The 26998-nt window shown below is 62.1% G+C and carries 26 protein-coding genes; 10 read left to right on the top strand and 16 right to left on the bottom strand.

Translation table 11 applies throughout. The annotated features are described in order from the left end of the window. Positions 1–2 precede the first annotated feature (2 nt). The 10 genes from AB7951_RS19445 to pqqA all read right to left on the bottom strand — a co-directional run bounded on the left by AB7951_RS19445 (position 3) and on the right by pqqA (position 9649). The gene (locus AB7951_RS19445) at positions 3–2855 is read right to left on the bottom strand and encodes a bifunctional transaldolase/phosoglucose isomerase (protein ID WP_120288960.1); all 2853 of its coding nucleotides are present in this window, start codon (positions 2853–2855) and stop codon (positions 3–5) included. Between the two features lie 339 nt (positions 2856–3194). Then, positions 3195–3647: a DsrE family protein gene (locus tag AB7951_RS19440; protein WP_120288961.1), complete on the bottom strand. Its 453-nt coding sequence runs from the start codon at positions 3645–3647 to the stop codon at positions 3195–3197. 29 nt (positions 3648–3676) lie between these two features. After that, on the bottom strand, positions 3677–4309 hold the full coding sequence (locus AB7951_RS19435) for a hypothetical protein (protein WP_120288962.1): 633 nt from the start codon (positions 4307–4309) through the stop codon (positions 3677–3679). Between the two features lie 254 nt (positions 4310–4563). Then, a complete protein-coding gene (locus AB7951_RS19430) occupies positions 4564–5232 on the bottom strand; it encodes a DUF4286 family protein (protein ID WP_120288963.1) in 669 nt (222 codons plus the stop codon). A 10-nt stretch (positions 5233–5242) separates the two neighbouring features. Then, positions 5243–6220: a prolyl aminopeptidase gene (gene pip / locus AB7951_RS19425; protein ID WP_120288964.1), complete on the bottom strand. Its 978-nt coding sequence runs from the start codon at positions 6218–6220 to the stop codon at positions 5243–5245. Then, on the bottom strand, positions 6210–7424 hold the full coding sequence (gene pqqE / locus AB7951_RS19420; RefSeq protein ID WP_120288965.1) for a pyrroloquinoline quinone biosynthesis protein PqqE: 1215 nt from the start codon (positions 7422–7424) through the stop codon (positions 6210–6212). Before pqqE ends, pip begins: the two co-directional genes overlap by 11 nt. Beyond that, positions 7421–7741 carry a pyrroloquinoline quinone biosynthesis peptide chaperone PqqD gene (gene pqqD / locus AB7951_RS19415; RefSeq protein ID WP_120288966.1) on the bottom strand — a complete coding sequence of 107 codons (321 nt, stop codon included), beginning with the start codon at positions 7739–7741 and terminating at the stop codon, positions 7421–7423. The genes pqqE and pqqD overlap by 4 nt, the downstream gene beginning before the upstream one ends. A 10-nt stretch (positions 7742–7751) precedes the next feature. Further along, positions 7752–8504: a pyrroloquinoline-quinone synthase PqqC gene (gene pqqC, locus AB7951_RS19410; protein WP_120289271.1), complete on the bottom strand. Its 753-nt coding sequence runs from the start codon at positions 8502–8504 to the stop codon at positions 7752–7754. Positions 8505–8539: 35 nt separating this feature from the next. Continuing rightward, a complete protein-coding gene (gene pqqB, locus AB7951_RS19405; protein ID WP_120288967.1) occupies positions 8540–9469 on the bottom strand; it encodes a pyrroloquinoline quinone biosynthesis protein PqqB in 930 nt (309 codons plus the stop codon). Positions 9470–9568: 99 nt separating this feature from the next. Continuing rightward, entirely contained in the window at positions 9569–9649 is an 81-nt protein-coding gene (gene pqqA / locus AB7951_RS19400; RefSeq protein WP_089267584.1) for a pyrroloquinoline quinone precursor peptide PqqA, read from the bottom strand. A 291-nt stretch (positions 9650–9940) separates the two neighbouring features. Here pqqA and AB7951_RS19395 point away from each other — a divergent pair, with 291 nt between their 5' ends. From AB7951_RS19395 to AB7951_RS19355, 9 genes are all read left to right on the top strand, one after another. Further along, positions 9941–10198 carry a DUF6894 family protein gene (locus AB7951_RS19395; RefSeq protein ID WP_089267437.1) on the top strand — a complete coding sequence of 86 codons (258 nt, stop codon included), beginning with the start codon at positions 9941–9943 and terminating at the stop codon, positions 10196–10198. Between the two features lie 258 nt (positions 10199–10456). Then, entirely contained in the window at positions 10457–11830 is a 1374-nt protein-coding gene (locus AB7951_RS19390; RefSeq protein ID WP_439062623.1) for a PQQ-dependent sugar dehydrogenase, read from the top strand. A gap of 195 nt (positions 11831–12025) precedes the next feature. After that, positions 12026–12592, top strand: a complete 567-nt coding sequence (locus AB7951_RS19385) for a cytochrome C (RefSeq protein WP_120288968.1) — start codon at positions 12026–12028, stop codon at positions 12590–12592. A gap of 781 nt (positions 12593–13373) precedes the next feature. Further along, a complete protein-coding gene (locus AB7951_RS19380; RefSeq protein WP_120289275.1) occupies positions 13374–14777 on the top strand; it encodes an amidase family protein in 1404 nt (467 codons plus the stop codon). Between the two features lie 14 nt (positions 14778–14791). Next, positions 14792–15268, top strand: coding sequence for a glutathione peroxidase (locus AB7951_RS19375; RefSeq protein ID WP_089267434.1), 477 nt, complete (start codon positions 14792–14794; stop codon positions 15266–15268). Next, positions 15265–15519, top strand: a complete 255-nt coding sequence (locus tag AB7951_RS19370) for a DUF3297 family protein (RefSeq protein WP_120288969.1) — start codon at positions 15265–15267, stop codon at positions 15517–15519. The genes AB7951_RS19375 and AB7951_RS19370 overlap by 4 nt, the downstream gene beginning before the upstream one ends. 197 nt (positions 15520–15716) lie before the next feature. Then, positions 15717–16559, top strand: a complete 843-nt coding sequence (locus AB7951_RS19365; protein ID WP_244528451.1) for an ABC transporter ATP-binding protein — start codon at positions 15717–15719, stop codon at positions 16557–16559. Then, a complete protein-coding gene (locus tag AB7951_RS19360; RefSeq protein WP_093760676.1) occupies positions 16559–17341 on the top strand; it encodes an ABC transporter permease in 783 nt (260 codons plus the stop codon). The genes AB7951_RS19365 and AB7951_RS19360 overlap by 1 nt, the downstream gene beginning before the upstream one ends. Before the next feature lie 7 nt (positions 17342–17348). After that, positions 17349–18113, top strand: a complete 765-nt coding sequence (locus AB7951_RS19355; protein WP_120288970.1) for an ABC transporter permease — start codon at positions 17349–17351, stop codon at positions 18111–18113. A gap of 158 nt (positions 18114–18271) precedes the next feature. Here AB7951_RS19355 and AB7951_RS19350 read toward each other — a convergent pair whose 3' ends face one another. Genes AB7951_RS19350 through AB7951_RS19330 form a run of 5 tightly spaced genes read right to left on the bottom strand, consistent with a single transcriptional unit; the run spans position 18272 to position 23991 of the window. Further along, entirely contained in the window at positions 18272–19255 is a 984-nt protein-coding gene (locus tag AB7951_RS19350) for a 3-hydroxybutyryl-CoA dehydrogenase (protein ID WP_120288971.1), read from the bottom strand. Continuing rightward, complete coding sequence (locus tag AB7951_RS19345; protein ID WP_120288972.1) at positions 19252–20346, bottom strand: NAD/NADP-dependent octopine/nopaline dehydrogenase family protein; 1095 nt, start codon at positions 20344–20346, stop codon at positions 19252–19254. The genes AB7951_RS19350 and AB7951_RS19345 overlap by 4 nt, the downstream gene beginning before the upstream one ends. Next, entirely contained in the window at positions 20343–21881 is a 1539-nt protein-coding gene (locus tag AB7951_RS19340) for a long-chain-fatty-acid--CoA ligase (protein WP_120288973.1), read from the bottom strand. Before AB7951_RS19340 ends, AB7951_RS19345 begins: the two co-directional genes overlap by 4 nt. Before the next feature lie 2 nt (positions 21882–21883). Further along, positions 21884–23167, bottom strand: coding sequence for an acyl-CoA dehydrogenase family protein (locus AB7951_RS19335; RefSeq protein ID WP_231077637.1), 1284 nt, complete (start codon positions 23165–23167; stop codon positions 21884–21886). After that, a complete protein-coding gene (locus tag AB7951_RS19330; RefSeq protein WP_120288974.1) occupies positions 23164–23991 on the bottom strand; it encodes an alpha/beta fold hydrolase in 828 nt (275 codons plus the stop codon). The genes AB7951_RS19335 and AB7951_RS19330 overlap by 4 nt, the downstream gene beginning before the upstream one ends. A gap of 251 nt (positions 23992–24242) precedes the next feature. Between AB7951_RS19330 and AB7951_RS19325 the strand changes: the two genes are divergently transcribed. Further along, a complete protein-coding gene (locus AB7951_RS19325; protein ID WP_439062624.1) occupies positions 24243–25415 on the top strand; it encodes an acyl-CoA dehydrogenase family protein in 1173 nt (390 codons plus the stop codon). Between the two features lie 36 nt (positions 25416–25451). Here AB7951_RS19325 and AB7951_RS19320 read toward each other — a convergent pair whose 3' ends face one another. Continuing rightward, on the bottom strand, positions 25452–26954 hold the full coding sequence (locus AB7951_RS19320) for a flavin-containing monooxygenase (protein ID WP_120288975.1): 1503 nt from the start codon (positions 26952–26954) through the stop codon (positions 25452–25454). Between the last annotated feature and the right edge of the window lie 44 nt (positions 26955–26998).

Here is a 26998-nt window from a genome sequence, read left to right as displayed (position 1 = left end):
GTTTAGTTCAATGCGGCAGTAATCGCCTTGTCGAGAACAGCAAGTCCGGCCTTGAGGTCGCCCTTGAGATGGACGCGCAGCGCACGGCGGTTGCGATCCGTGAGCACGCCAAAGTCACCACGCGCCTGTGCCGCCTTGATGACACCGAACGACGCCCGGTAATCGGGGATAGCGAGATCCTTGGCATCGTCCGCCGTGATCTGCAGGAACACGCCGGTGTCCGGCCCGCCTTTATAGGCCTGGCCCGTCGAATGCAGGAAGCGAGGGCCGAATTCGGCGCAGGTTGCCACCTTCTTCTTGTCGCGCACCGCCATCCGTATGTGCTGCAGCGTGTCGATATGGGCGCCGTCGCGTTCGACATAAGCGAGCAGCGCGACATAGTCGCCGGGCGTGACGCGGCGGAAATGCGCCTTCAGCCATGACGTCAGATCGCCATTGGCGCCGGCCTTCTTCAGCAGTTCGGCATTGCTATCGTCGGTATAGAGATCGGCTTCCTTTGACGACACCACCGGCGTCTCCGGTGGCAGCGAACCGGTCTTCTCGAAGGCTTCCGTCAGCTCGCGCGTCTTGATCTTGGCGGCCTCGACATCCGGCTGGTTGAACGGATTGATGCCGAGTATGGAGCCGGCAACGGCTGTCGCGATCTCGAAGCGGAAGAATTCCTGGCCGAGATGATCGATGGACGGCATTACGATGCGCGCGACGGGATGGCCCGCCTTCTCCAGCGCAGCCAGCTTGTCGTCATGTCCCTTGTCGTCTTCGCCTGATGTGCGCAGGTCGATGAAGAAGCGATCGGTGCCATAGACGGAGGGCTCGCCCAGCGTCTCGCCGTCGATCGGGATCAGTCCCTTGCCATCCTTGCCGGTGGATTCGGCAATGAGCTGTTCGGCCCATGCGCCGAAATCGGCGATCTTCTTCGAAGACAGGATCGTGACCTTGTCACGCCCATCGAGGCCGGCATTGCCCATCGCGAGGCCGAGCTGCACGCCGGGATTTTCAGCGGGTGGCACGTCCGGCCCACAGGAGCGGACCATCGACAGCGTGAGGTCCAGCAGTTTGGTGAGGTCGACGCCCGCAGCGGCCGCCGGCACGAGGCCGAACGGCGACAGCACCGAATAGCGCCCGCCAATGGTCGGATCGCCATGGAAGATGTGCGCAAACTTTTGCGTCTTCGCGACCTTCTCCAGCGATGAGCCGGGATCGGTGACGGCGACGAAATGTGAACCGGCCTTGTCGGCGCCGACCGCCTTGGTCACCTCGTCGAAGAAATAGTTCTTCATCACATTCGGCTCGGTCGTGCCGCCGGATTTGCTGGAGACGATGAAGAGTGTCTTGGCGATGGTCACTGCAGCGCCCATGGCGCGCACCTGTGCGGGATCGGTGGAATCCAGCACATGCAGTTTCGGGAATCCCGACACCTTGGCGAAGGTCTGCGCCAGCACTTCCGGCCCGAGGCTCGAGCCGCCCATGCCGAGCACCACCGCATCGGTGAATCCCTGCGCCTTCACCCAATTGGCGAAGTCGTTGTAGTCGGCGAGCTTGGCCTTCTCGGCAAAAGCGCTGTTCAGCCAGCCCAGCCACTTGTCTTCGTCCGCGCCGGTCCAGACCGATTTGTCCTTGTGCCAGAGCCGGCGGATCTTCGCAGACGCACGCCACTCTTCGGTGGAGGTTGCGACCTTCTTCGTGATGCCGTCGCCCAGCGCCAGCTTCTGCACGCCGATGCCGTTACCCAGCGATGTTGCGCGCTTGTGCGCCACAGCGCCGTAGAGTTTGTCGGCCGCATCGGCGAACAGCTTGACGCCGTCCTCGACCAGATGCGTGGTGATCGCGTCGAGCGAGATGCCGGTCTTGGCGAGGTCGGCCAGCACCTTCTTGGCATCCTCGACATTCTCTTCGAGGCTGTCGCGCACTTCGCCGTGGTCGCGGAACGCGTCCAGCGTGGCGGGCGGCACGGTATTGACGGTGTTCTTCCCGATCAGCTCTTCCACATAGAGCGTGTCGCGATAATCCTTGCTCTTCACGCCGGTGGAGGCCCAGAGCAGGCGCTGCGGTTTTGCGCCTTTGGCCTTCAGTTTCTCCCAGCGCGGGCCGGCGAACAGTTCCAGATATTCCTGATAGGCGAGTTTCGCATTGGCGATGGCGACCTTGCCCTTGAGGTCCTTGAGCCGCGCCTTCTCGGATGGATCATTGGCCTTGGCGATCTTGTCGTCGAGCTGCTTGTCGACCTGCGCATCGATGCGGCTGACGAAGAACGAGGCGACGCTGGCCACATGCGAGGGATCGCCGCCGCCGGCAACATATTTTTCCAGACCATTCAGATAGGCCTCGGCGACCTCCACATAGGTCTTCTGCGCGAACAGCAGCGTCACGTTGATGCTGATGCCTTCGCCGATCAGTTGCTGGATCGCGGGCAGGCCTTCCGGCGTCGCCGGCACCTTCACCATCAGGTTCGGGCGCTTGACGCTCGCCCACAGGCGCTCCGCCTCAGTGACCGTGCCCTTGGTGTCATTGGCGAGATAGGGCGAGACTTCCAGGCTGACGAAACCGTCGTCGCCTTTCATCTTGTCATAGACCGGCTTCAGCACATCGGCGGCGTGCTGGATATCCTCGACGGCAATGTGCTCGAACAGGTCGGCAGGCGATTTGTCGCCGGACTTCAGCGCCTCGGCAATCGGGGCATCATATTCGTCCGAACTTCCAATCGCCTTCTCGAAGATCGCCGGATTCGACGTCACGCCCTTCACGGCGTCAGTGTCGATCAGCTTCTTGAGGTCGCCCTTGGCGACGAAGCCGCGGGCGAGGAAGTCCAGCCAGACGGCCTGACCGTGGGATTCGAGTGCTTTGACGGGATTCATGATGCCTTGTTCTGCTTACAATTATCAAAAGGCCGATCGCCGCGCGAAACGTTCCGCGGCCCGGTTCCAATGATCGCCCCAAACCCATACGCATGGCAAGCCGAACGGTTCCATTCAGGGCGCGGGAGCCGGATCGCAATTCCGTGTTCGCCAGATTGGCCCGGCGGCATGACAATTGTGCAAATTTTGTGCGTCGGTTTTGTGGGTTGGGGAGCGCCTCCAGCCCCTCACGTCATTGCGAGGAGCGAAGCGACGCGGCAATCCAGAGGGGCACAAGCGAAGAAAGACTGGATTGCTTCGTCGCAAGGGCTCCTCGCAATGACGGCGAAGAGCTGGGAGTCAGGGCCGAATATACAGATAGCCCTGCGACTGCAGCTCCGCGATCCGGACCACGCCGCCGCGGTCGGCGATGGTGAAGCCCGGCAGCAGGCCGTCCAGCGTCACATCCTGCGCCTTCATGGTGTTGCTGCAGGCGGCCAGTTGCAGGCCGGCCTTGGTGAATTTGCCGACCCGCGCGGTAATGTCGGGATTGGTGGAAGCCCGGGCAAATGACTTCAGCGCCGGGCCGAGCACGACCAGTGCGATGGTAACGTTGTCGGGGCCGCCGACGCCATCGAAGTGGTTCTGGATATTGCCGAGGGCGAAATTCACCCTGTCGGCATCGGCGAGGTGATAGACGACCTTGAGCTTGGCGGGCGGTTTCTGGTCGGCCGTTGTGGCATTCGCTCGCGATGCCAATAGTCCCGCGCCGACCGTCGACAGAGCGGTCCACAATAGGCTGCGTCGATTCATGGTTGGCTCCGATTTGGCGTCAATCACGCTCACTTGCTGCGCATCGCCGCGAGTTCCTTGCGGTCCGTGATCAACGACTCACACTCCTTCAGATTCGTGCGGTCGAGCCGGAAAATCTTGTCATCTTCGCCGCCGGTGAGCGCGTCGGTGCCGGGTTCTTCATCGGGCTTGCTGTTCTGCCAGATGCGGACGCGCTCGACGCGGACCAGCGTCGCGTCGATGTCTTTGGCCAGGCCGATCGCAATGCCGCCGCCATCGCAATCGACGCTGCATGCGAACTTCACCTCCTGGCCCTTGTCGGTATCCTGGATCTGGCCGCAAGAGCCGCTGGAATCCCAGTCGCCTTTGCGATGGCGATATTTGAATCCGAGCCGGAACGAGTAGGGCGTATAGCTTTCTTCGGGCGGATGCCCGGCGACGACCAGCAGCTTCATGGTGCTGACCTTCTGCTTGGGGTGCCGCGCCAGATGCTCGGCGTCATAGCGCCGGACGAAGCAGGCATAGGTCAGCTTCGGACCCAGCGGGCCGGCAAACATGCGCTTGTTGAATTCGGCTGCCTTCACCGCATCGACCTTGGCCGGCTCGTCCTCGGCGCGCGCCAGCGGGCTGCCGATGATCAGAGCGGCGGTGAGAACCAGAAGGGACAGCACACGGATGGTCATCGACGTCTCGCAAGGTGAGGCGGCCCGTTGCGGGCCAGTTCACCTTGGTCTCGTCAGAAGCGGGATGCGTTCAATCGAGGCTGGGCGCGGTCGATGCACTCCCTCGCCCCGCACTTGCGGGGAGAGGGTGGGGTGAGGGGCTTTTGCTGAGCTTCACCTCTAACTCCCCCTCACCCGGAGCCGTCGCTGCGCGCCGACTCCGACCTCTCCCCGCAAGCGGGGAGAGGTTAGGTAGCGTCGCGTCGACCGTGAATTCAAAGATCGCTCTTCGCCAGGTCCCACATCAGCCGGTAGGTCCCCTCGGAAATCAGCTCTGCCTTTGCCGCTGCAATGGCCGCAGTGAAGCGGCCCTTCATGATCGCAGCGACGGCTTCGACATCCGTGCCGTCGATCATCACATACCAGTCGCGGGCGGCGGGATTGGGTGCGGCGGGATCGTCGGTGAGCGGCTTCGACAGCCGGGGATCGCTCTCCATCAGATGCATCGAAATGATGCCGTTGATATCGCCGGGATCGAGCTTCGCTTCGATGGCGCTGCGCAGTTTGTCAGCGCCTTCGGCGGGTGGCCGGATGCGCACCAGTCCAAGTGCCGCGCCGCGGCCCTGACCGCGGCTCACAGTGATCCGAGCCACCGAACGCAGCATGTTCTGGAAGCGGCCGATATTGGTCAGCGACCACTTGGTCTGGTTGGCCAGCGCCGTGCGATAGGCATCACTGTCCAGCACGTCGAATGTCGCGGTCGAATACAGGCCGAGATACTTCGGCCTGGCGTTCACGGCCACATAGCGCCGCGCCTCATTGAAGCCCTCGATGGCGACGCGCTCGGCAAGATGCTCGCGGTCGTACCATTGGTTGAATTCCTGCTCATGGCTGGCGTCGATATCCATCGACGTCATCAGCATTCCCGTGCCTTTGATCGGCATTCCAGAAGTCCTATTTCAGTTTCGACGCCACATCGGCGATGGCCTTCATGACCGCATCGCGCATGCCGGGGTCATACAGGCTGTGACCGGCGCCTTCAACGATGCGTACCTCGGCATCGGTCCAGCGCCTGGCCAGGGCATGCGATGTGGCGGGCGGGCAGAGGAAGTCGTAACGGCCCTGAATGATGACGCCGGGAATGCCGCTGAGCCTGCCGGCATCCTCTATCAGTTGATGTGGCCGCATAAAGCAGTCGTGCTTGAAGTAATGTGCTTCCATCGCGGGTGTCGCGGGCATCATCCGCGTGGTGTTGCCGAGTTCGGCACGGTCGAGCCGCGTGCGCTTCGGCGCGATCTCCGACAGGATGGCTTCGGTGCCGCCCCAGGCGCGGATCGCCGGGACATGCACGGCCGGATCGGCATCGAGAATGCGGCGATAGAAGTTCGGCAGCGGATCGGCGCGCTCGGCTTCGGGAAGGGCGCTCAAAAAATCTCCATGCAGGCCGGGATAATGCCGCGGCAGCATGACGTTGAAGACATCGTGCAATTCTTCCCGCGTGCCGAGAAACGTTGCGCGCAGCACGATGCCGGTCACGCGATCCGGATGGGCCTGCGCATAGGCCAGCGCCAGCGTCGCCCCCCATGAGCCGCCGACCACGAGCCATTTGTCGAAGCCGAATGTCTGCCGGATCGTTTCCATATCCGCGATCAGATGCGGCAGCGTATTCGCCTCGCGCTTGCCTTTCGGCTTGCTGCGGCCGGCGCCGCGCTGATCAAACAACACGGTGTGAAAGCGCTGCGGATCGAACAGCCGGCGGTGATCGGGCTGGCAGCCGGAGCCGGGGCCGCCATGCAGATAGACTGCCGGAATGCCGTCGCTGCGGCCGACGCTCTCCACATGGATTGCGTGGCCGTCGCCGACATCGAGATGTTCCGAGGTCAGCGGCGCAAACAGGTCCGCATTCACCGGGGCGGGGACATCAGCGGCCATGAACGTGGTCCGCGTCCGGCTCCAGCGTGCCGCCGTTGAAGTTGCGATAGATGAAGCGGTCGCGGCCCTCGGTGGATTCCGTCTCGGCCAGTTTGAAGATTTCTGCATGCCGCGGCGACAGCGTGCAGGCGGGGTCGGTATTTCCGGCGTCGCCCGTCAGCGCGAAGGCCTGGCAGCGGCAGCCGCCAAAATCCACTTCCTTGAACGCGCAGCTCTGGCATGGCTCGGGCATCCAGCCGGTGCCGCGATAGCGGTTGAAGGCTTCGGAGTTCTGCCAGATCCAGGCGATCGAATGATTGGAGCGCACGGATTCAAATTCCATTCCGGTGATGGTCTCGGCGGCATGGCACGGCAGGATCTTGCCTGATGGAGAGATGTTGAAGAACTGCCGGCCCCAGCCGCCCATGCATTTTTTCGGTCGCAGCGCGTAATAGTCCGGAACGACATAGTCGATATCGAGAATGCCTTTCAGACGCAGCTGCGCATCCTCGACGATGCGGCTGGTCTCCTCGATCTGATCGATGGTCGGCATCAGGGCGGCGCGGTTCTTCAGCGCCCAGCCGTAATATTGCACATTCGCGACCTCCAACCGGTCGGCATCCAGATCGACGGCCATCTGGATGATATCGGCGAGCTGATGCAGGTTCTGCCGGTGCATCACCGCATTCACCGTCAGCGGCAGGTCGAGTTCGCGCGTCCATTTGGCGACTTCGAGTTTCTTGTTGTGGCCATTCTTGTAACCGCCGACGCGGTCGGCGACGACGGGCTCATTGCCCTGGAAGCTGATCTGCACATGGCACAGCCCGGCATCCGCCAGCGCTGCGAGCTTGTCGCGCGTCAGCAGCACCGCCGAGGTGATGAGATTGGAATACAGACCCACATCCGTCGCATGCTGCACCAGCTCGACGATGTCCTTGCGCGCGGTCGGTTCGCCGCCGGAGAAGTGGATCTGCAGCACGCCGATCTCGGCAAGCTCGGACAGCACCTTCTTCCATTCGTCGGTGGTCAGCTCGGTGCTGCCGCGGTCGAGCTCCACGGGATTGGAGCAGTATGGACATTGCAGCGGGCAGCGATGGGTGAGTTCGGCCAGCACGGCGAGGGGAATGCCGAAGGTCTCTGCGGTCGAGCGCGTGCGCTCCATGATCGCGAGACCGTCGGCGGGATCGGTGAAGACGGGGCTGGCGTCGGTGAGGGTGGGGCTCATGATGTCTTCTCCCGCGCTTGCGTGAGAAAGCCCTTGTCGGCGAGGTCCTGCAGCATGGCCACGACATCGGTGCCGATATCGTCGCGCGGCGCGGCGTATTTCGCCACCAGGAGGTCGATGATATCGGCGACGTTACGTTCGCCATCGCAAAGCTGCAGGATTTCGACGGCAATATCGTCCGGCGCCAGCACGCGCTCCGGCGCCAGGATCACCCAGCGCTGGCGCGTCTCGTCGAACTTCAGCCGGGCGTGGCGCGGCAAGATCGGCTTGCTGGCCTCGCTGACACTGATCCGACGATTGCTGCGCAACTCCGTCATCGTTGCCTTCTTACTTGGCCGGGACGAACGCGCCCGGCGGCACATGGCCATCGACATAGGCATGATACAGCGCATCGAGCTGCACCCACAACACATTGGTCTTGAAGATCAGTGCATTGCAAACCGCGCGGCGCTCGGCCGGGGTGTTGGCGTGCTGCTTGACGTAATCCAGCGCAAAGCCGGCATCGCGCGGCGCCTGGGTCAGGCGGCGGCTGAAATAGCTCATGATGTCCGGATTGACGAAGTCATAGTGCTTCAGCATGCCAGAGATGCGCTCTTCATGCAGGTTGGGGGCGAACAGTTCCGTCAGCGACGAGGCGATGGCCTCCAGCGGCGTCCTGTCGCGCACGAAATGCACATAGGCCTCCACGGCAAAACGCGTCGCCGGCAGGATGCCTTCGGTGGATTCCACATAGGCTGAGTCGAGACCGAGCCCTTCGGTCAGCTTCAGCCAGCGCTCGATGCCGCCTTCGGCGCCGGTATCACCGTCGTGATCCTCGATGCGGTGCCGCCATTCCACGCGTGTCGCCCGGTCGCGGAAGCGCGAGATCACCACGGCGTCCTTGATGGGGATCGTGCTCTGATAATAGTAGCGGTTCAGCGCCCAGGCCTGCACCTGGCCCTTGTTGAGCTTGCCGCCGTGCAACAATTTATGAAACGGATGCAGGCTGTGATAGCGCGTCGCGCCAATATGGCGCAGCGTCTCTTCCAGTTGCGCGGCATTGTCCAGCGGCACCCCTGGCGAAATCGAATAGGCGGAAATGGCGTTGGCGCCGAGCGTGTTTGCACTGGGTGCGTTCACAGCGTGATCTCCATGCCATTGCCGGGGATTTGCCAGCCGGCGGTGGTCAATGCGGCGCGCTCGGTGGAATCATGTAGCAGCGCCGGGTTCGAATTGTTGATGTGCAGGAAGAACTTTCTGGCGATGCCGGCATCGGCCAGTTCACTGATGGCGCCATCCACGCCGGACATCGACAGATGCCCCATGCTCTGGCCGGTCTTCTGGCCCAATCCTGCCGCGATGAGTTCGTCGTCGCGCCAGACGGTGCCGTCGAAGAACACCAGCGGGGCGCCGGAGATGCGTTGTTTCAGTTCGGGTGTCACCCGCGCGCAGGCGGCGATAAAATAGAAATGCTTGCCGGTGGCCTTCTCGGCAATCCGCAGACCCAGCGTATCGCCGTCGCCATCCTCACCGGCCGGATGTGCCTGGCCTTCGAGATACCACGCGCTTTTGCCGGGCACGACGAAAGGCAGCACCTCCAGGCCGGACGGCGCGCCATCCTGCAGCTTCGGTTCGAAAGACGTATCAATCTCGATGGCGTCGCGGCGCACGTTCTTGTCCGAGAGCACGTTGAAAATGCTGTTGGCTTTCAGGATCGCCAGCACACGTGTGTGCGCATAGATTGTAAATGGCGAACCTTCCCGCATCGACAAGAGCCCGGCCACCGCATCGACCTCGCCATTGGTGAGGATCACGCCCGCGATCGGCGAATGCCTGACATGATCGGGGTGGGGATGAAGCTGGGGCGTATCGGTGACCTGTTGTCGCAGGTCGGGCGAGGCATTGATCAGGAACCAGTTGGCATTGTCGGTGGAGACCGCGATCGAGGCCTGACCGCTCCGCAAGTCTGGCCGCTCATTGCGCGCCGCGCGACAAATACGGCATCCGCAATTCCATTGCGGAACACCGCCGCCGGCCGCGGCTCCAAGAACGACAACACGCAACATGAGATCGCCCTGAATCCCGGCCAATTAGCGTCTCGTAAAAAGACGCGGGGCGCCTGTCGTCGACGAAGGCGCCCCCAAAACTTAGCTTGAGCTCAAGTCTTACTTGCGCGCCGCGCAGGCGTACATGTTGATTTCCATGCCGACTGCAACTTCGACGATCTTAGGTGCTTTCCAGGCCATATTTCTCTCCCGCTTATCTGCAGTCAGGTACTGCATAACCATAACTCTATTCCCTGCTCAAAGGTTCGCCAACAACTTCGTCATCACAATGTGAAGCGATGGGGGTACAATATGCGTGCAATGCACAATCGGTTGCGCTGCAACATTGCAATGGCGAGAACGTTCCATAGATAGCGATGGCCTTTGGTTGAAAGGCATCGTTTCGTCCTCAGCCCGCCGCATCTTCCGGGATATTCGCGTGGTCTGAGGTCTTCTGTGTCGGCGCCCAAGCCCAGTGCCAAGAGAATTGCCATGCCGCTTTATTTCTTCAACACACGCATCAACGACGAGCTGGTGGTCGATCCCGAAGGCGAGGAGCTGCGGGATCCCGATCATGCCTGGGATGTGGCGCGGTCGATGATCCTGCAATTGCTGCGCTCCGAGGGCACGCCGAGCGATCTGCTCAAAGCGGTGCTGGAAGTCACGGACAAGGACGGCGAAATCGTGCTTGAATTTCCGTTCACCGAAGCACTGCTCGATGCCACCGATGAGTCCGCAACGCGGCATTAGAGCGTTGTCGAGCGAAGTGGGCACCGGTTCGCGTCAAGAAAACGCGTCAATACACAACGCTAGAGCCTCGGTTCTAACTCTATCAGAACCGAAAAGGCTTTAGCCGATTGCGGGAATCCGCACAGGCTTGCTCGCGCGCCATGTTTTGATTGCGCAGCGACATAAAAATATCCAACAGTGCGATCCGGAAAGCCTCGGGGGCGGCGCATCTCATGTGCTGCGAGCAGAGAAGGCTTCCGTAAAAAAGGGGAGAGATCCATGAGTGTCTACACGTCCGCGCGCCGGGCATTGCTTGCCGGTGCGTTCATCGGCGTCTTTACAAGCGGCGCTTTTGCCCAGCAGTCCGATACATCACCTGCAACACCGGCTCCTGCAGCAGCTCCGAGTGCAGCGCCGGCCGCTCCCGCAGCGGCGCCAGCGCCAGCAGCACCACAGGCTGCCGCTCCGGCACCTGCAGCTGCGCCAGCCGTTGCCGCCGCGCCTGCGCTGCCGCCCGGCTCGCCGCTGATCGGCCGTCCCGATGGCGCTGCTGCAGCCAAGCTCGCGCCCGTCGCGCCGCCGCCGATTCCGTCCGCCGCCGACAAGCTGCCGACTGCCAAACTGAAAGTGCCCGCGGGCTTCAATATCGAGGTTTACGCCGCCGGCATGGCCAATGCGCGCTCGATGCGCGAAGGCGACAAGGGCACGGTCTTTGTGGGTTCGCGCCTCGTCGACAAGGTCTATGCCGTCATGAACAAGGATGGCAAGCGCCAGGTGAAGGTGCTGGCCTCCGGCCTCTATCGCCCGAACGGTCTCGCCTTCAAGGACGGGACGCTCTACATCGCCGAACTGTCGAAGATCTCGAAGATCGACAAGGTGGAAGACAATCTCGAAAACCCGCCGAAGCCGACCATGATCTACGACAACCTGCCGAAGGACGAAGCCCATGGCTGGAAGTTCATCGGCATCGGGCCGGACAACAAGCTCTATGTGCCGGTCGGCCAGCCCGGCAACAACGTGCTGCATGACGAGGCCCATGGCCAGATACGCCGCATGAATCTCGATGGCACCGGCGCCGAGATCTATGTGAAGGGCGTCCGCAACACGGTCGGCTTCGACTGGAATCCGACCACCAAGCAGATGTACTTCACCGACAATGGCCGCGACTGGATGTCGGAAGCGGTGCCGGAGGATGAACTCAACCGTGTTACCAAGGCGGGTGAAGATTTCGGTGCGCCATACTGCCTGCAGGGCAATATCCTCGATCCGGAATTCGGCTGGGGCAAGTCCTGCGCCGACTACACCGCGCCGGTCGGCGTGCTCGGGTCGCACACCGCGGCGCTCGGCATGCGCTTCTACACCGGCAAGATGTTCCCGGCCGCCTACAAGGACGCGATCTTCATCGCGCGCCATGGTTCCTGGAACAAGACGCAGAAGCTCGGCGGCGACGTCGTTGTTGCGAAGCTCAACAAGGACGGCACGGTGAAATCCGTCGAGCCGTTCCTCACCGGCTTCATCGAGGACAACAAATATGTCGGCCGCCCCGTCGACGTGCTGCAGATGAAGGACGGATCGATGCTGGTCTCCGATGACTGGAACGGCGCGATCTATCGCATCACCTATGGCAAGCAGAAGGTGGCGGGCGCGAAGTGACGACGTTTTCTCACCTCTCCCCGCTTGCGGGGAGAGGTCGACTGCAACGCGCGAAGCGCGTGAAAGTCGGGTGAGGGGGGACTCTCCACTTGCTCCGAGCGCGGTGAGAGTCCCCCTCATCCTCACCTTCTCCCCGCAAGCGGGGAGAAGGAATTCGCCACGCCGGAGTTTCAGTATTCAGAAAGTTCAAAGCCGATGCGCCCGTTTGCCGTCATCGTAGCTCTTTTTCTCTCGACGTCTCCACTCTTCGCCGCCGAACCCATCACCGAGCGCGCCGCGCCGTGCCTCGCCTGCCACGGGGAGAAGGGGACCTCCGAAATCGAGAACACGCCGTCGCTCGGTGCGCAGCAGCCGGCTTATTCGCTGATCCAGATCTACATGTTTCGCGAGAAGCTCCGCGTCGCGGAGCCGATGAACGACATGGTGAAGGATTTCACCGATGATGACCTGCGCCTGTTCTCGGATTATCTCGCCACGCTGCCGAAGCCTATCGCACTGGAAGCGGGCGATCCTGCGCGAATGCAGGCTGCGAAAGCGCTGACATCGCAATTTCGCTGCGATAGCTGCCACAACGCTGATTTCTCGGGCCGCGACAATATCCCGCGCATTGCCAACCAGCGCGAGGACTACCTCGCCAAGACCATGCGCGAATACAAGGACAACTCCCGCCACGGTTACGATGCCACCATGGCCGATGTGATGCAGTCGATCTCCGAAGCGCAGATCGTGGAGCTGGCTTATTTTCTCGCAAGGGTGAAGTGACGTCGCGCGGGCTCACCCGCGCGACGTCATTCCGGGGCAGGCCGGGCCGCACAGCGGACCGGAATGAGCCCGGAATCCCGACATGTTCAGCTCCCGCTGTCATTCCGGGGCGCGCGCAAAGATGCGCGCACGCCCCGGAATGACAGTTTTTGGGGGGAGACGTCATTAAACATTTTTTCCTATTTCTTATTGACAATATCCTGCCGTGGATTATATTCCCCCTTCGTCCGGCCCCGATGAGAGGGGCGAGCGCGATCGTCACGTTCGCGGGGTGGGATGCGGTGGACGCCGGAGATGCGGCGTTACGCGGTTTGGGGGTGACGTCTGTCTTCGGGCAGGACGGATCTGCGCCAGCACTGCCACTGGCAAGGAGACGGCCGACCTTCAGATGGACAGACCCCTGGACAGTGTGACGGACGACCAAATCGAAACGCGTTCGGCTTACTCGCTTGAGGCTCCCTTCCCATCGCCTTGGGACTTTAATTCGCGATCGGAGCGTTCGTCGAGGCAAAGTGCAAGCAACCGAAAAAACACCGCAGGCGGAACGCCGGGCACTTGCTCGGCGCCTCCGAAAGTCCTGATGCACTCCAGATTGCGGAAGACCGCATCGCATCAGGCCCAAGGGTGCATCGGGCACCCGGCGTTCCGCACGCCCTCTCACAAGAGGGCGGGAAGGAATGCGCAAACCTCGGACGCTTCGGCGCCGCGAGAATGCGAGCGTTTGGCCGATTGGCAATCTCCGCCCGCCTGCGTTAACAAGCGACAAGCAATGGAGCACTGCATGAACGATCTCTGGCGCCTGTCGGCAACTGACCTCTCCGCACTCATTCGCGACCGCAAGGTGTCCGCCAAGGAGGCGACGGTGGCTGGCCTCGCACGGCTCGATGCTGTGAACCCTGCCATCAATGCCGTGGTCGACCATCGACCCAATGAGGCGCTGGCACGGGCGGATGCGGTCGATGCGGCGATTGCGCGCGGCGACGATGTCGGCCCGCTCGGCGGCGTGCCCATCACCGTCAAAGTGAATATCGACTACGCGACCTATCCGACATCGAATGGCGTAAAGATCCAGAACGAGATCATCGCTACGACCAACAGCCCGGTGATCGACAATCTGCTGAAGGCTGGCGCCGTCATCATCGGCCGCACCAATTGCCCGGCATTTTCCTATCGCTGGTTCACCACCAATCAGCTCTATGGCGATACCAAAAACCCGCGCGATCCCTCGCTGACGCCGGGCGGATCATCAGGCGGCGCAGGCAGCGCGGTCGCCGCCGGCATCGGTCATATCGCTCATGGTACCGATATCGCGGGCTCGATTCGCTATCCCGCTTATGCCTGCGGCGTGCACGGGTTGCGTCCCACGCTCGGCCGCATCGCGGCTTACAATCAGGCGCTGCCCGAGCGCATCATTTCCGGCCAGATCACCGCGGTGTCCGGCCCGCTGGCGCGCACCATCAACGATGTCCGTCTTGGCCTCGCCGCGATGTCGCAGCCCGACGCGCGCGATCCCTGGTGGGTGCCGGCGCCGCTCGAAGGACCGACGCGCGAGAAGCGCGCCGCCATGTGCCTGCGGCCTGATGGTCTCGCCATCACCGCCGATGTCGAGGCCGCGGTGCGCGATGCCGGAAAGCGGCTGGAGCGGGCAGGGTGGGTCGTCGAGGAAGTCGAGAACACGCCGGCCCTGCGCGAGGCCGCCGCCTTGCAGACGCAGCTCTGGTTCGGCGATGGCTATCAGGGCATGCTGGACGCGGCGGTGCGCGAGGGTGATCCCGCAGCACTGGTCTGTCTGCGCGGACAGAAGGACAAGCTCAAGGACTTCGAGAATGGCGGCCTGTCACGGGCGCTGGTGCGCCGCTCCACCTTCGTGCGCGACTGGGAGCTGTTCCTGCAGACCTATACTGTGGTGCTGATGCCGATGTCCGGCGAATTGCCGTTCCCGGATCATCTGGATATGCAGAGCCAGGAATCGTTCGATCGCGTCTGGGCCGCCCAGATGCCGCAGATTGGCATTCCCTTCATGGGCCTGCCGGCGCTGAGCGTTGCCACAGGCCTCGTCGGCCGTGCGCCGACCGGCGTGCAGGTCGTGGCCGGCCGTTACCGCGAGGATCTCTGTCTGCTGGCCGGCGAAGCCATCGAGGCCGGCGGTACCCCGCCGATGCCTTGCGACCCCGTGACGGCCTGAGAGGGATCAGTGCGATGACCGGCATCTCCGATTTTTCTGCGAACGCACTGACAGGTGAGCCTGTCGCGCTCAAGCAGTTCGAAGGAAAGGTGCTGCTGATCGTCAATACCGCCAGCGCCTGCGGATTCACGCCGCAATATGCGGGGCTGGAGAGACTGCAGCAGGATTTTGCGCCGCGCGGATTTTCCGTGCTGGGCTTTCCCTGCAACCAGTTCGGCGCGCAGGAGCCGGGCGACGCCAAGGCGATCGAGAGCTTCTGCGAGGCCAATTACCACATCACCTTCCCACTGTTTGAGAAGATCGACGTGAATGGTGCCGGGGCGCATCCATTGTATAATTACCTGAAATCTGAAAAGTCCGGATTGCTGGGTTCGGGAATCAAATGGAATTTTACCAAATTCCTGATCGACCGTTCCGGACGGGTCGTCGAGCGTTTTGCGCCGACCGCCAAACCTGAATCACTGCGAGAGAAAATCGAGGCGCTGCTATGACCGACAACACCAATGCATCAGCCGATCTGCCTGATCGCCTGTCCACCGATCCGCGAAGCCCGTTCTACAATGCCGAAGTGCTGCAGCGCGATGTCGGCATTCGCTTCAAGGGCGCCGAGAAGACCAATGTCGAGGAATATTGCGTCAGCGAAGGCTGGGTGAAGGTGCCCGCCGGTGCGGCAAAGGACCGGTACGGCAATCCGCTGCTGATCAAGCTGACCGGCCCTGTGGAGCCGTATTTCCGCGACTAACGCACCAAAAACGCCGAAAGTCCTGCTGCGGGAAGCTGCCCTGTTCGCGGCACGCGCTGACTAGCAAAAAGGCGTTGCTCGCATAAATTTGAAGCTTAAAGTAATTGCAGTTTCCGGCTAGGCTGCGTCCGTCAGCATGATGGACACAGTCGGGCCGTCGTGATTGCAATGCGTGCATGGCAAATGAAGGACCGGGAATGCAGGTGGTGTCGCTACGTTCGGACGCTCACGCCGAGTCGGAACCGGTTTCCGGCCGCAAACCCGCTTCAGCCATGATCGAAATCGAGCACGTCTCGCAGCGCTTCCAGACCTCCGGCAAGCAAAGCCATCTGGCGCTGTCGGATATCAACCTCACCATCGAAGACGGGGCCTTCGTCTCGATCCTCGGACCCTCAGGCTGCGGCAAGTCGACCTTGCTCTATATCGTCGGCGGCTTCGTGCAGCCGACCGATGGCGTTGCCAAGGTGAAGGGCAAAGCGATCACGGGACCGGGTCCCGATCGCGGTCCGGTGTTTCAGGAATTCGCGCTGTTTCCGTGGAAGAACGTGCTCGGCAATGTCATGTATGGCATGCGCCAGCAGGGCATGAAGAAGGCTGAAGCCGAAACGCGCGGCCGCAAGCTGCTCGAGATGGTCGGCCTCAAGGGCTACGAGAATTTTTATCCGAAAGAACTCTCCGGCGGCATGAAGCAGCGTGTCGCGATCGCACGCACGCTGGCCTACGATCCCGCCGTGCTGCTGATGGATGAGCCGTTCGGCGCGCTCGATGCGCATACCCGCACGCGGCTGCAGAACGACCTGCTCGATATCTGGGATACGCAGCGCAAGACGGTGTTGTTCGTCACCCATTCGGTCGAGGAAGCCGTCTATCTCTCGGACAAGGTGATCGTGATGTCGCGCTCGCCGGGCAGCATCAAGGAAATCGTCGATATCGATCTGCCGCGGCCGCGCAAGCGCGCCGATCTGCTGCTCGACGCACGTTTCCAGAAATACATCGTCGACATCGAAAAGATGATCGACGACGGCAAGGACCATCTGTGATGACCGTGCGCGGGGTGCTCAAGACACTTTCGCCATTGTTCGCCTGCATCGGGTTGCTGTGTGTCTGGCAGATTGCCTCGCTGCGGCTGGATACCGAAAGCTTCCCAACGGCTCTGGAGTCGATCAAGGCCATTCCGTCGATCCTCGGCGACAAGGGATCGCTGCTGAACATTCTCGATTCCATCCGTCGCATGGCCATCGGCCTCGTGCTCGCGGTGATGTTTGCGATCCCGCTCGGTTTGCTGATGGGGCGCATTAAGGCTGTCGCGGCCTTCTTCAATCCGCTGATGATGATCATCTATCCCGTGCCAAAAGCAGCGCTGATGCCCATCATCATGCTGTGGATGGGCGTTGGCGACGTCTCCAAGATCCTCGTCATCTTCCTCGGCGTCAGCCTGCCGATTATCTATCACGCCTTCCAAGGCTCCAAAGCCGTTGAAGAAAAGATGCTGTGGTCCGGTGCGGCGATGGGCATGTCGGCGCCAATGCGCATGTTGCGTATCGTGCTGCCCGCAGCGCTGCCTGAAATTCTCACGGGTTGCCGCACAGGTCTCGTGCTGGCGCTGATCACCATGATCACCTCCGAGATGATCGCGCGCCAGTCCGGCGCCGGCAACATCCTGTTCAACTCGCTCGACATGGCGCAATACGACACGGTGTTCGCGATGATCCTGATCATCGGCGCCATGGGCATCATCTTCGATGCGGCCTTCGAGAAGCTTCGCCTATCGCTGGTGCGCTGGTCGCAGCCGCGCGACGACATGCCTCTCAGCTTCACGTGAGCGCGACATGAACCAGGAACGCATCAATTCGGTTCTGCTGGGCATCACGCCGATCGTGCTGTTCATCGCGCTGTGGCAGTCGCTGATCTCATTCGGCTTCGCACCGACGAGCTTGTTGCCACCGCCAGGCGCCGTGTTCGGCAAGCTGGCGAAGGACTTCTTCAACGGCGACTTTCTGCACGATATCGCCGCGACGCTGATCCGTCTGTTTGCCGGCTTCGGCATTGCCGTGGTGGTCGGCGTGTTCATGGGCCTTGCCGCAGCCGTGAGCCCGGCGGTCAATGCCGTGGTCAAGCCGCTGGTGCGCGTGCTGGCGCCGATCCCGAAGATCGCGCTCTATCCCGCGCTGCTGCTGATCCTCGGCTTCGACCACGCCTCCAAGATTACGCTGGTGACTGCTGACGCGCTGTTCCCGATCCTGCTGTCGACCTATTACGGCGCGTCGATGGTCGAGCAGAAGCTGATCTGGTCGGCCATGGCGGCCGGTACGCCGCGCTGGCAGATCCTGTTTAAGGTCGTGCTGCCGGCTGCAATGCCGTCGATCCTGACCGGCTGCCGCATCGGCCTCGTGATCTCCTGCATCGTGGTATTCCTCGCCGAGATGATCACCTCGACCGACGGCCTCGGTCACATGCTGGTTCAGGCCGCGCGCACGTTCCAGACCGTGGACATGTTCGTGCCGCTGATCATGATCTCGATGCTCGGCCTGATCCTGAACAGCCTGCTGCACTGGCTGCGCAGCTATCTGCTGCGGGGCTTCCCGGAAGTATGAAGTATAGAGGCAGCTCTGCCGCTATTACTCGCCAGCCTTCATAACTAAAACTCGTCATGGCCGGGCTTGACCCGGCCATCCAACTATCGTCAGCGTTTGCGGCAAAGATGGATGCCCGGGTCAAGCCCGGGCATGACGAGAGAGTAGAGCGCGGTGCCTCAAAGCACCGGCGGCTTCTGCAACTGAAAGTGCTTCAGCAGATCCACGAACGCCGACAGCCGTCCCTCGCGATAGGCATCGACATCGAGCCCCTCATAATTGAGGAAACCTTCGCCCGTCTTCAGGCCGATCTTGCCCTCGGCCATATTGCGGCCGACGATTTCCGGTGACGCATAGCGGTCGTTGTTCAGCGCGCCGGTCAGGTACTTGCTGGCGTAATAGAGAATGTCGCCGCCGCCCCAATCGACGAATTCGAGCAGGCCCAGCACCGCGAAGCGAAAGCCGAAGCCGTATTTGATCGCCTTGTCGATATCCTCGGGGCTGGCAACGCCTTCCTCGACCATGCGCGCGGCTTCGTTCATGGCCATCGCCTGGATACGCGGCACGATATAGCCGGGCGTCGCGGCACAAACAACGGGGACCTTGCCGATGCCTTCGAGCATCTCCTTCACCCGCGCGGTGATCGCCGGATCGGTCTTGGCGCCCGGCGAGACTTCGACCAGTGGCACGAGATAGGCCGGGTTGAGCCAGTGCGCGTTGAGGAAGCGCTCGGGATGCTCGACGGCGCTGGAGATGTCATCGACGAGGATGGTCGACGTCGTCGATGCGATGATCGGCGTGGGGCCTGCGAGCTTCGACGCGCGTGCCAGCGCTTCGCGCTTCTGGTCGAGCACTTCCGGCACGCCCTCGAAAATGATCGCGGAACGGCTCAGTGCATCGCCTGCGCCAGCTTCCGGCACGACGCGGACGCGCGCCACCAGCGTCTCGATATCGGCTTCGGTCAGCAGACCGAAACGCGCCATACTGGCGAAGGTCTTGCGGATCTCGCCGAGCGCCTCAAGCTCCAGTGCCTTGAATTTATCCGCCTCGCGCGTCTTGAAGTCGACGATGGCGACATGGTGGCCGGCATAGGCGAAGGCGACAGCGATGCCGCGGCCCATGCGACCCGCGCCAAGACATGCGATGGCGGCACGGGCGCTCATGCGGCAAAGCCTTCGCGCAGTAGCTTCAGCAGCCCGGCCTGATCGAGATCGCCGAAGCCGAGGCTTGCGAGCGTGCGGCCACCCTGCAGGAAGTGCTCGCCGCAGATCGCGCCGCCGATGGCGAGGAAGGCTTTGACCAGCGGTGTCTCGACGCCCGCGAGCGTGGCGCAGGACAGGAAGAACGACAGGCCCGTGCGCAGGTCCTCGCGCATGTAGCGATGCTCGGTGAGCACGATGTGCTCGCGCCAGTCGCCGCTATCAGTGAGGCGATCATGCGAACCGCGGCCATACATCCACTCTTCGCCTTCCTTGGCGTAGTGATCCGCCAGCGGGAAATGCGCGCCGTTGTAGCCAAAGGCCTCGCGGATCGCGATGCGCTCGGCGTCGAGTTGGTCGGTGACGCGGCGGATAGCCGGCTGCGTACCTTCCTTGTGAATGTCCCAGGTCGGAAAATGCTCAAGCGGCCCGGCATTCATGACGATGAGCGGCGGATGGATGATCGGGCCGGCATTCATCAGTGCGCCGGACAGCGCATCGCCGCAGGGCTCGATCACGCCGGGGAAGGCCTTGTCGATGACCTTGCAGGCATAGTCCATCATGTGAAGCGGGAACACACCGGTCGGCAGCCGCTTGGCGCGGATGGTGATGGCGACCTCGAACGGGCCGTGCTTGCGCGCGAGCCAGGGCAGCGTGCCGGTCTCGGCGAAGGCGACCTTGGCCGTGTTGCCGGCGTCATGCGCAGCCTTGGCGAATATCATCGAGCCGAAGGTTGCAGGCGGCAGATAAACGACCTGACCATCCTTGAGATACGGCGCGATCCGTTTGGCGATATCAGGCTGCGCAAAGGCGGGTGCGGGGCACAGGATCAGTTCGACGTCCTTGATCGCTTCCGCAATGTCCGTCGTTACCAGCGTCAATTGCGTATCGTGCGTGCCCTGCGCATTCTTGACCTGGATGCGCGAGCCGGCCTTGTTGTGTTCGGTGACAGCATCAGCGTCGCGGCGCCACAGGCGGACGTCATGGCCCTGCAGTGCGAAATCACCCGCGGCTGCGAACGAACCGTTGCCGCCACCCAATACTGCGATCTTCAATTGGTCTCTCCGTCGCTCGGCGTTGCCGCCTGAACCTGCTTCAGTTTGAAATGCTGCACCTTGCCGAGCGCTGTGCGCGGCAGGTCAGTGACGAATACGATGTCGCGCGGCTGCTTGTAGCGGGCGAGCTGCGTGAGAACATGGGCCTTCAGTGTCTCGGCGCTCACGCTGCAATTCGGCCGCAGCAGCACATAGGCGACTGGTACTTCCTGCCATTTCGGATCGGGCACACCGACGACGCCGCAATCGGCGACATCGGGATGTTCGAGCAGCACGCGTTCGACCTCGGCGGGATAGACATTCTCGCCGCCGGAAATAATCATGTTCTTCTTGCGGTCATGGACCCAGAAATAACCGTCATCATCGCGGGTGCCGATATCGCCGGTGCGATACCAGCCGTCATGCAGTGCTTCGCGCGTCGCGGCCTCATTGCCCCAGTATTCGAAGAACACATTGGGGCCGCGCACCGCGATCTCGCCGGTGGCTTTGGCAGGCAGCTCATTGCCATTGTCATCGATGATCATGGCTTCGCAGCACAGGCCGGGCAAACCCGTCGATCCCGTACGCGACAGGTCGCCGCCCAGCCGCGTATAGACCGCGATTGGACAGGTCTCGGTTGAACCATAGACCTGGAGCACGGGAATGCCGCGCGCTGTCAGGCGTTCGATCAGATGCGGCGGCACGATGCTGGAGCCGGTGGATACGGCCTTGAGGCAGGACACGTCGGTCGCAGCCCAGGCGGGATGCTCGCTCATTGCCTGAATGATCGCGGGTACCCAAACGGTCAGGGTGGGTCGCTCCCGCGTGATCGCTTCCAGCGTGGAGTCGGGTGTGAAGCGCGCATGGATTGTTATGGTAGCGCCGTGATGCAGCGCCGGCGTTGTCTGGATGTTCAGGCCACCGACATGGAAGAAGGGCAGCACGGTCAGGACATGATCGTCTGACGTAAGCCCATGCATGTGCTGGCTCATCACGCCGTTCCACAGCACGGCTTCCTGACGCAGCACGGCGCCTTTGGGGCGCCCTGTAGTGCCTGACGTGTAGACGATCAGCAACGGGCAGGAGAGGTCGGTATGCGGATTGCGGCCATCTCCGGAAGCGCGGGACAGCAGTGTGTCGAATGTCTGGCCGGGGGCATCAGGCGCGAAATCGAACGCGATCACGCGCGTATCCGGCAAGTCCTTCGCAAGCGACGGGAGGATGGCCGCAAAGCCTTCCTCAAGCACCAGCACCTTTACCGAAGCATCGGACAGGATGAAGAGCTGCTCGGCGACCGCGAGCCGCCAGTTCAGCGGCACCATGATCGCGCCAAGCCGGGCGCAGGCATAGAGCAGGACCAGATAGTCTGGCCGGTTCATGCTCAGGATCGCGACGCGATCACCGCGACTAACGCCGCATTCCGTCTTCAGTGCCTTCGCCGTCGCCTCGATCCGCGCGTTGAACACGGCATAGCTGAGTGTCTTGCCCTCGAAATGAATCGCGGGCTTGTCGGGTGTAAACGCGGCGTTGCGGGCGATGAGGCTGGAGAGATCCACGATTACTCGTCTTTCTCGCCGGCCTCGTAGAGTGCTTCTCGGCCGATACGGTCGAGGCAAAGCTCGGCGGTCCAGGGCAGCATCAGCGCACCGCAGCGGCTGTCACGATAGATGCGCTCCAGCGGCAGCGTCTTCAGCATGGCCTGACCGCCGCAGGTGCGGATCGCCAGTGCGGCGAGTTCGTTGGCGCCTTCCATCACGGTGTACTGGGCGGCGTAGGCGCGCAGCACCTGCTCCTTGCTCGGATTGGCACAGGCTTCGGTCACGGCCTGGAACCAGGTCGACTTGAGCTGTTCGAGCTTGATCTGCATCTGCGCCACGGCGATCTGCTTGGTCGGATACATCCGCCGCTTGACTGGCGGCATGCCCGGGATTTCGCCGCGGAGATACTTCACGGTGAAATCATACGATGCCTGCGCGAGACCGACGTAAGTCGGTGACAGCGTCAGGAACATGTGCGGCCAGCGCATCGCGGCCTGGAAGTAGACGCCGCGCGGCATCAGCGCTGCATCTTCCGGCACAAACACGTCCTTGAAGATCAGCGTGCGGGAGACCGTGCCGCGCATGCCGAGTGGATCCCAGTCGCCGACGACCGAGACGCCTTCGGACTTGGCGGAAATCGCCAGATACAGCGTGTTGCGGCGCGAAGCCTTCTCACCCTCAGCGACTTCGGTGCAGAGCACGCCGTAGTAATCGGCGAAGCCCGACAGCGAGGCGAAGATCTTCTTGCCATTGACGATCCAGCCGCCTTTGACGGGCTTGGCTTCGGTTCCGAACGCAACGCCGCCTGCGGCTGCTGCGCCGCCTTCGGAGAACGGCTGCGAATAGATCGCGCCGTCTTCGACGATGCGCTTGTAGTGGATGGCGCGGCGGCGGTGCTGTTCGGCGCGCATCTGGTCATCCATGTCGAGGTCATCGGCCAGCGGGCCGGACCACAGCGTCGAGCAGACATGCATGTTCCAGGTCAGCGCGGTGGCGCCGCAATAGCGGCCGATTTCGGCAGCAGCGAGCGAATAGGTCTGATAGCCGGCGCCCGACCCGCCATTGGCTTTCGGGATCGAGATGCCCAGCAGACCCGCCTTGTGCAGGTCCTTGTAGTTCTCCAGCGGGAAGGTGGCCTCGGTATCCCACTTCGCCGCGCGACCGGCGAAATTGGCCTGTGCCAGCTCGCGCGCCTTAGCGATCAGTCCGGCCTGCTCGTCGTCGAGACGATAGGCCTTCGGATCGAACATCGGCTTGTCGAGAACGATGCTGTCGAGATCGGGCTTGCTAGCAGGCTTGTTCATGAGGATGACCCCGAAAGGTTGTGGCTGGTTTTGAGGAAGTCGGCGAGCACTTCGTTGAATTCGCGCGGGCGTTCGAAACTGGCGAGATGCCCGACGCCTTCAAGTTCGACATAGGTCGCGCCCGGCACGAGTGTGGCCATCTTGGCCATGGTTTTCGCGGGCGCGTTGTTGTCTTTCGATCCAGATAGGACTAAAGTCGGTATTTTGATGTCCGCAATGTTCTTGCGCAGATCGAAGCCGATCATCGCCTTCATCGAGGCGCGGTAGGTGTCGGGCTTCACAGACGCCATGCAGTCGCGTGCGAGTTCAAGGCCGGCAGGATCCGGATTGTCGCCGATCAGGCCTGCCACCAGCTTCGGCGCCATCGACACCATGGTCTCGCCACGGTCGAGCGGGCCAAGCCGGGCATCGATGAAATTCTTCTGCCATTCGCCGTCGGAGCTGCCGAAGGCGGAGGTGGTCTGCGCCAGCACGATGGCGCCGGCGAGATCGGGATAGTCCACCATGAAGCGCTGCACGATCATGCCGCCAATGGAATGGCCGACCAGCACCGGTTTCCTGGCGCCAATCTGCGTGAGAAAGTCCTTCAGCGCCTCGGCGAAGGCTGGGATGCTGGGAGCCTCAAGTTGCTTCGAACCGCCATAGCCCGGCATGTCCCAGCCGATGGCGTAGTAGCGGTCGCCGAATGCTTCGAGCTGGTGGCGCCAGCCGCGGCCGGCGCCGCCGATCCCATGCAGAAACACCAGCGGCGTTGTCGCGGAATCGCCTTTGGCCTCAAAGCCGAAGCGGCCGTCCTTCGTCGTCAGGGCTGCAGAATTTGGCACGCATAGGCCTCCTGTGCTGTCGGACAAGGGCGATCCTAGCATGTCCGAGATATATGAAAAGCGATAGTTTTAGACTTAAAGGGTTGTGGATTGCCTCATCCGGAGGCACGTCGTTGTTAGAGGTCGGGTCTCCGAGTGATGGACCATGCGCCTGCCGCTTGGCGATGTTGTGATGTCCGGCCATCGCCCTTGTCCGGAATTTCTTTAGGTTTAAAACAATGTCGATTGCCGATGCATCGAGGGAGGAAGCCATGTCCGATCAGTCATTTTTGTCCTGGCCGTTTTTCGAGGACCATCACCGCGAACTGGCCACCGGCCTGTCGCGCTGGGCCAAGGCGACATTGCCCGGTCTGGTCGATCATCATGACGTCGATGGCTCCTGCAAACGTCTGGTGAAGGCGCTTGGTGATGGAGGATGGTTGCGCGCGGCAGTGCCGGCGAGCCACGGTGGATTGTATCCGACTTTCGATGTGCGCTCGCTGTGTCTGATCCGCGAAACGCTGGCCTATGAGAGCGGTCTCGCCGACTTCGCGTTTGCGATGCAGGGACTCGGCACCGGCCCGATCAGCCTGTTCGGTTCGGAAGCATTGAAGTCGCGCTATCTGCCGCGCGTCGCCAGCGGTGAGGCCATTGCAGCTTTCGCATTGTCAGAGCCCGATGCAGGTTCGGATGTCGCTGCGATGACGACGACGGCGATGTCTGATGGTCCGGATCATGTCCGCATTAATGGCCTCAAGACCTGGATCTCCAATGGCGGCATTGCCGACCAGTATGTCGTGTTCCTGCGTACCGGTGAATCCGGCGCGCGCGGCATCAGCGCATTCGTCGTCGATGCGGACACGCCCGGCTTCACGATTGCGGAGCGGATCGATGTGATCGCGCCGCATCCGCTGGCCACGTTGAAATTCGAGGATTGCCGCGTGCCTCTGGCGAACCGTATCGGCAAGGACGGCGAGGGCTTCAAGGTGGCGATGGCGACGCTCGATGTGTTCCGCTCGACGGTAGGCGCAGCCGCGCTCGGCCTCGCACGACGCGCGCTCGACGAAGCACTGCATCGCTCGGTGACGCGAAAAATGTTCGGCCATACGCTCGGTGATCTGCAACTCACTCAGGCCGGCCTTGCCGAGATGGCGACGTCGATCGATGCATCGGCGCTGCTGGTCTATCGATCGGCCTGGACCAAGGATCAGGGCGCGGCGCGCATCACGCGTGAAGCCGCCATGGCCAAGATGTTCGCGACCGAAGCGGCACAGACAGTGATCGACCGTGCTGTGCAGATTTTCGGCGGTCTCGGCGTGCAGTCTGGCGTCAAGGTCGAGGAACTCTATCGCGAGATCCGCGCGCTGCGCATCTATGAAGGCGCAACCGAAGTCCAGAAGGTCATCATCGGTCGCGAGCTGATCAAGGCTGCCCAGGCACAGTGAGCTGATGAGGCGAGCCGATCACGGCTCGCCTGACGATCACGCGGCAGTCGCCTCCGCTTTGTAGTTCGGAGCCGACGCAAGAAACCGCGCATAGGCGTCCGCATCCGGCGGCGTGAACTTCTCCACCAGCGCGCTGCGCCGTTTGCTGGTGGCGCCCATGTCGTCGAGCAGTTCGTCGAAATGCTTGAAGTGATAGGGTGCCACACACAGTCCGCCATAGACACCGGCGGCCGGACGCTCAACGCGCTTGAAATGCAGCATCTCGTCCATGTTCCGATGCATCTCGGCTGCCGTCGGCTGCTTCGCCAGCTTGCCGTCGGCATAGCGCACCAGCCAGTTGGCGGCCATTTCCGCCGTCAGCACCGAGCAGAAGCTGGAATTGAAACCGACAAATCCCATGTCCGGCAAATCCGGATTGGCGATGACGCGATACAGCCGATACTGACCGTCATCCTGGATGAGTTTGTCGCGATATTGCTGCGGCAGGAATGGCACGCCGAGTGTGAAGCCGATTGCCAGCACAGCAACGTCAGCTTCGACGCGCTGGCCTGATGACATCACGATGGTCTTGCCGTCATAGTGATCGAAGGTGCCACGGACCGCCTTGATGCGTCCATCAGCGACCATCGGGAAGAAGTTCGGCGTGGCGATCGGCACCGAGCAGTTGATGCCGTCCTCGATGCGTCCTTCCGGCACCATGTCGCATTTCTTGAGCTTGAGCTGGGTCTTCAACATGGCCTCCAGCCCGCGCCAGTTGGCCCAGATAAATGGCTTGGCAATGGCGTGATTGAGTCGCGAGAGCGCGCTCAGGCCCCAGCCCCGAAACATCTCCTCCTGCGCGCGAATATAGAGGATGCGCTTGAAGTTGATCAGGCCGCCGATGAAATAGGGAATGCGCCAGACCGGCTCGCGATAGACGAAGGTAACGGCGCTGGCGCCGGCATTGACCGAATGCACGGCGATATCGGTGGCCGATTTCGAGCCGCCCAGCACGATGACCTTCTTGCCTTTGACGATGGATGAATCCGTGTGCTCGGCCGAATGCAGGATCACGCCGCCGGCGGCCTTGAACGCGTCTTCGCCGGGATGATGCAGTTCCTTGCGCTCGTTGAATTGCCCGGTGCAGACCGCCACGAAATCGAATGTTTCCTGCGCGGTGTTGCCAGTCGCATCGCGTGTCTCAAGCGTCCAGCCGGGGAGTCTATCATCGCGGCGTTTCATGCTCACGACGGTCGTGTTGAAACGCATCAGCGGGATCAGATTGTAGTCGCGTGCATAATCTGTGAGATAGGCATGGACCTGCGGCCCCTTGGGCCATTCCGGATAGCTCGCCGGCATCGGCTTGTCGGTGAAGCGATAGAGTTCCTTGGGACTCTGGGTCTGCACCTCTGGATAAGAGCGGGCTGGCTCCCAGACGCCGCCGAGGTCGCCGCTGCGCTCCAGCACCGTGACCTTGTGCCCGCGTGCTGTGAAGGATTTCGCGGCGGCAAGGCCGGCAATGCCGGCGCCGATGACGCAAACATTCTTCTGTCTGACCATGGCTCGTCTCCTGTCTGAATGCGGCGTTGGATCGCGGACGTGCG

The organism is Tardiphaga sp. 285_C5_N1_2, from assembly GCF_052076065.1.
Taxonomy (GTDB): domain Bacteria; phylum Pseudomonadota; class Alphaproteobacteria; order Rhizobiales; family Xanthobacteraceae; genus Tardiphaga; species Tardiphaga robiniae.
Note: the sequence above shows the minus strand (reverse complement) of the source record. Positions and strands in the feature narration are given on the sequence as shown.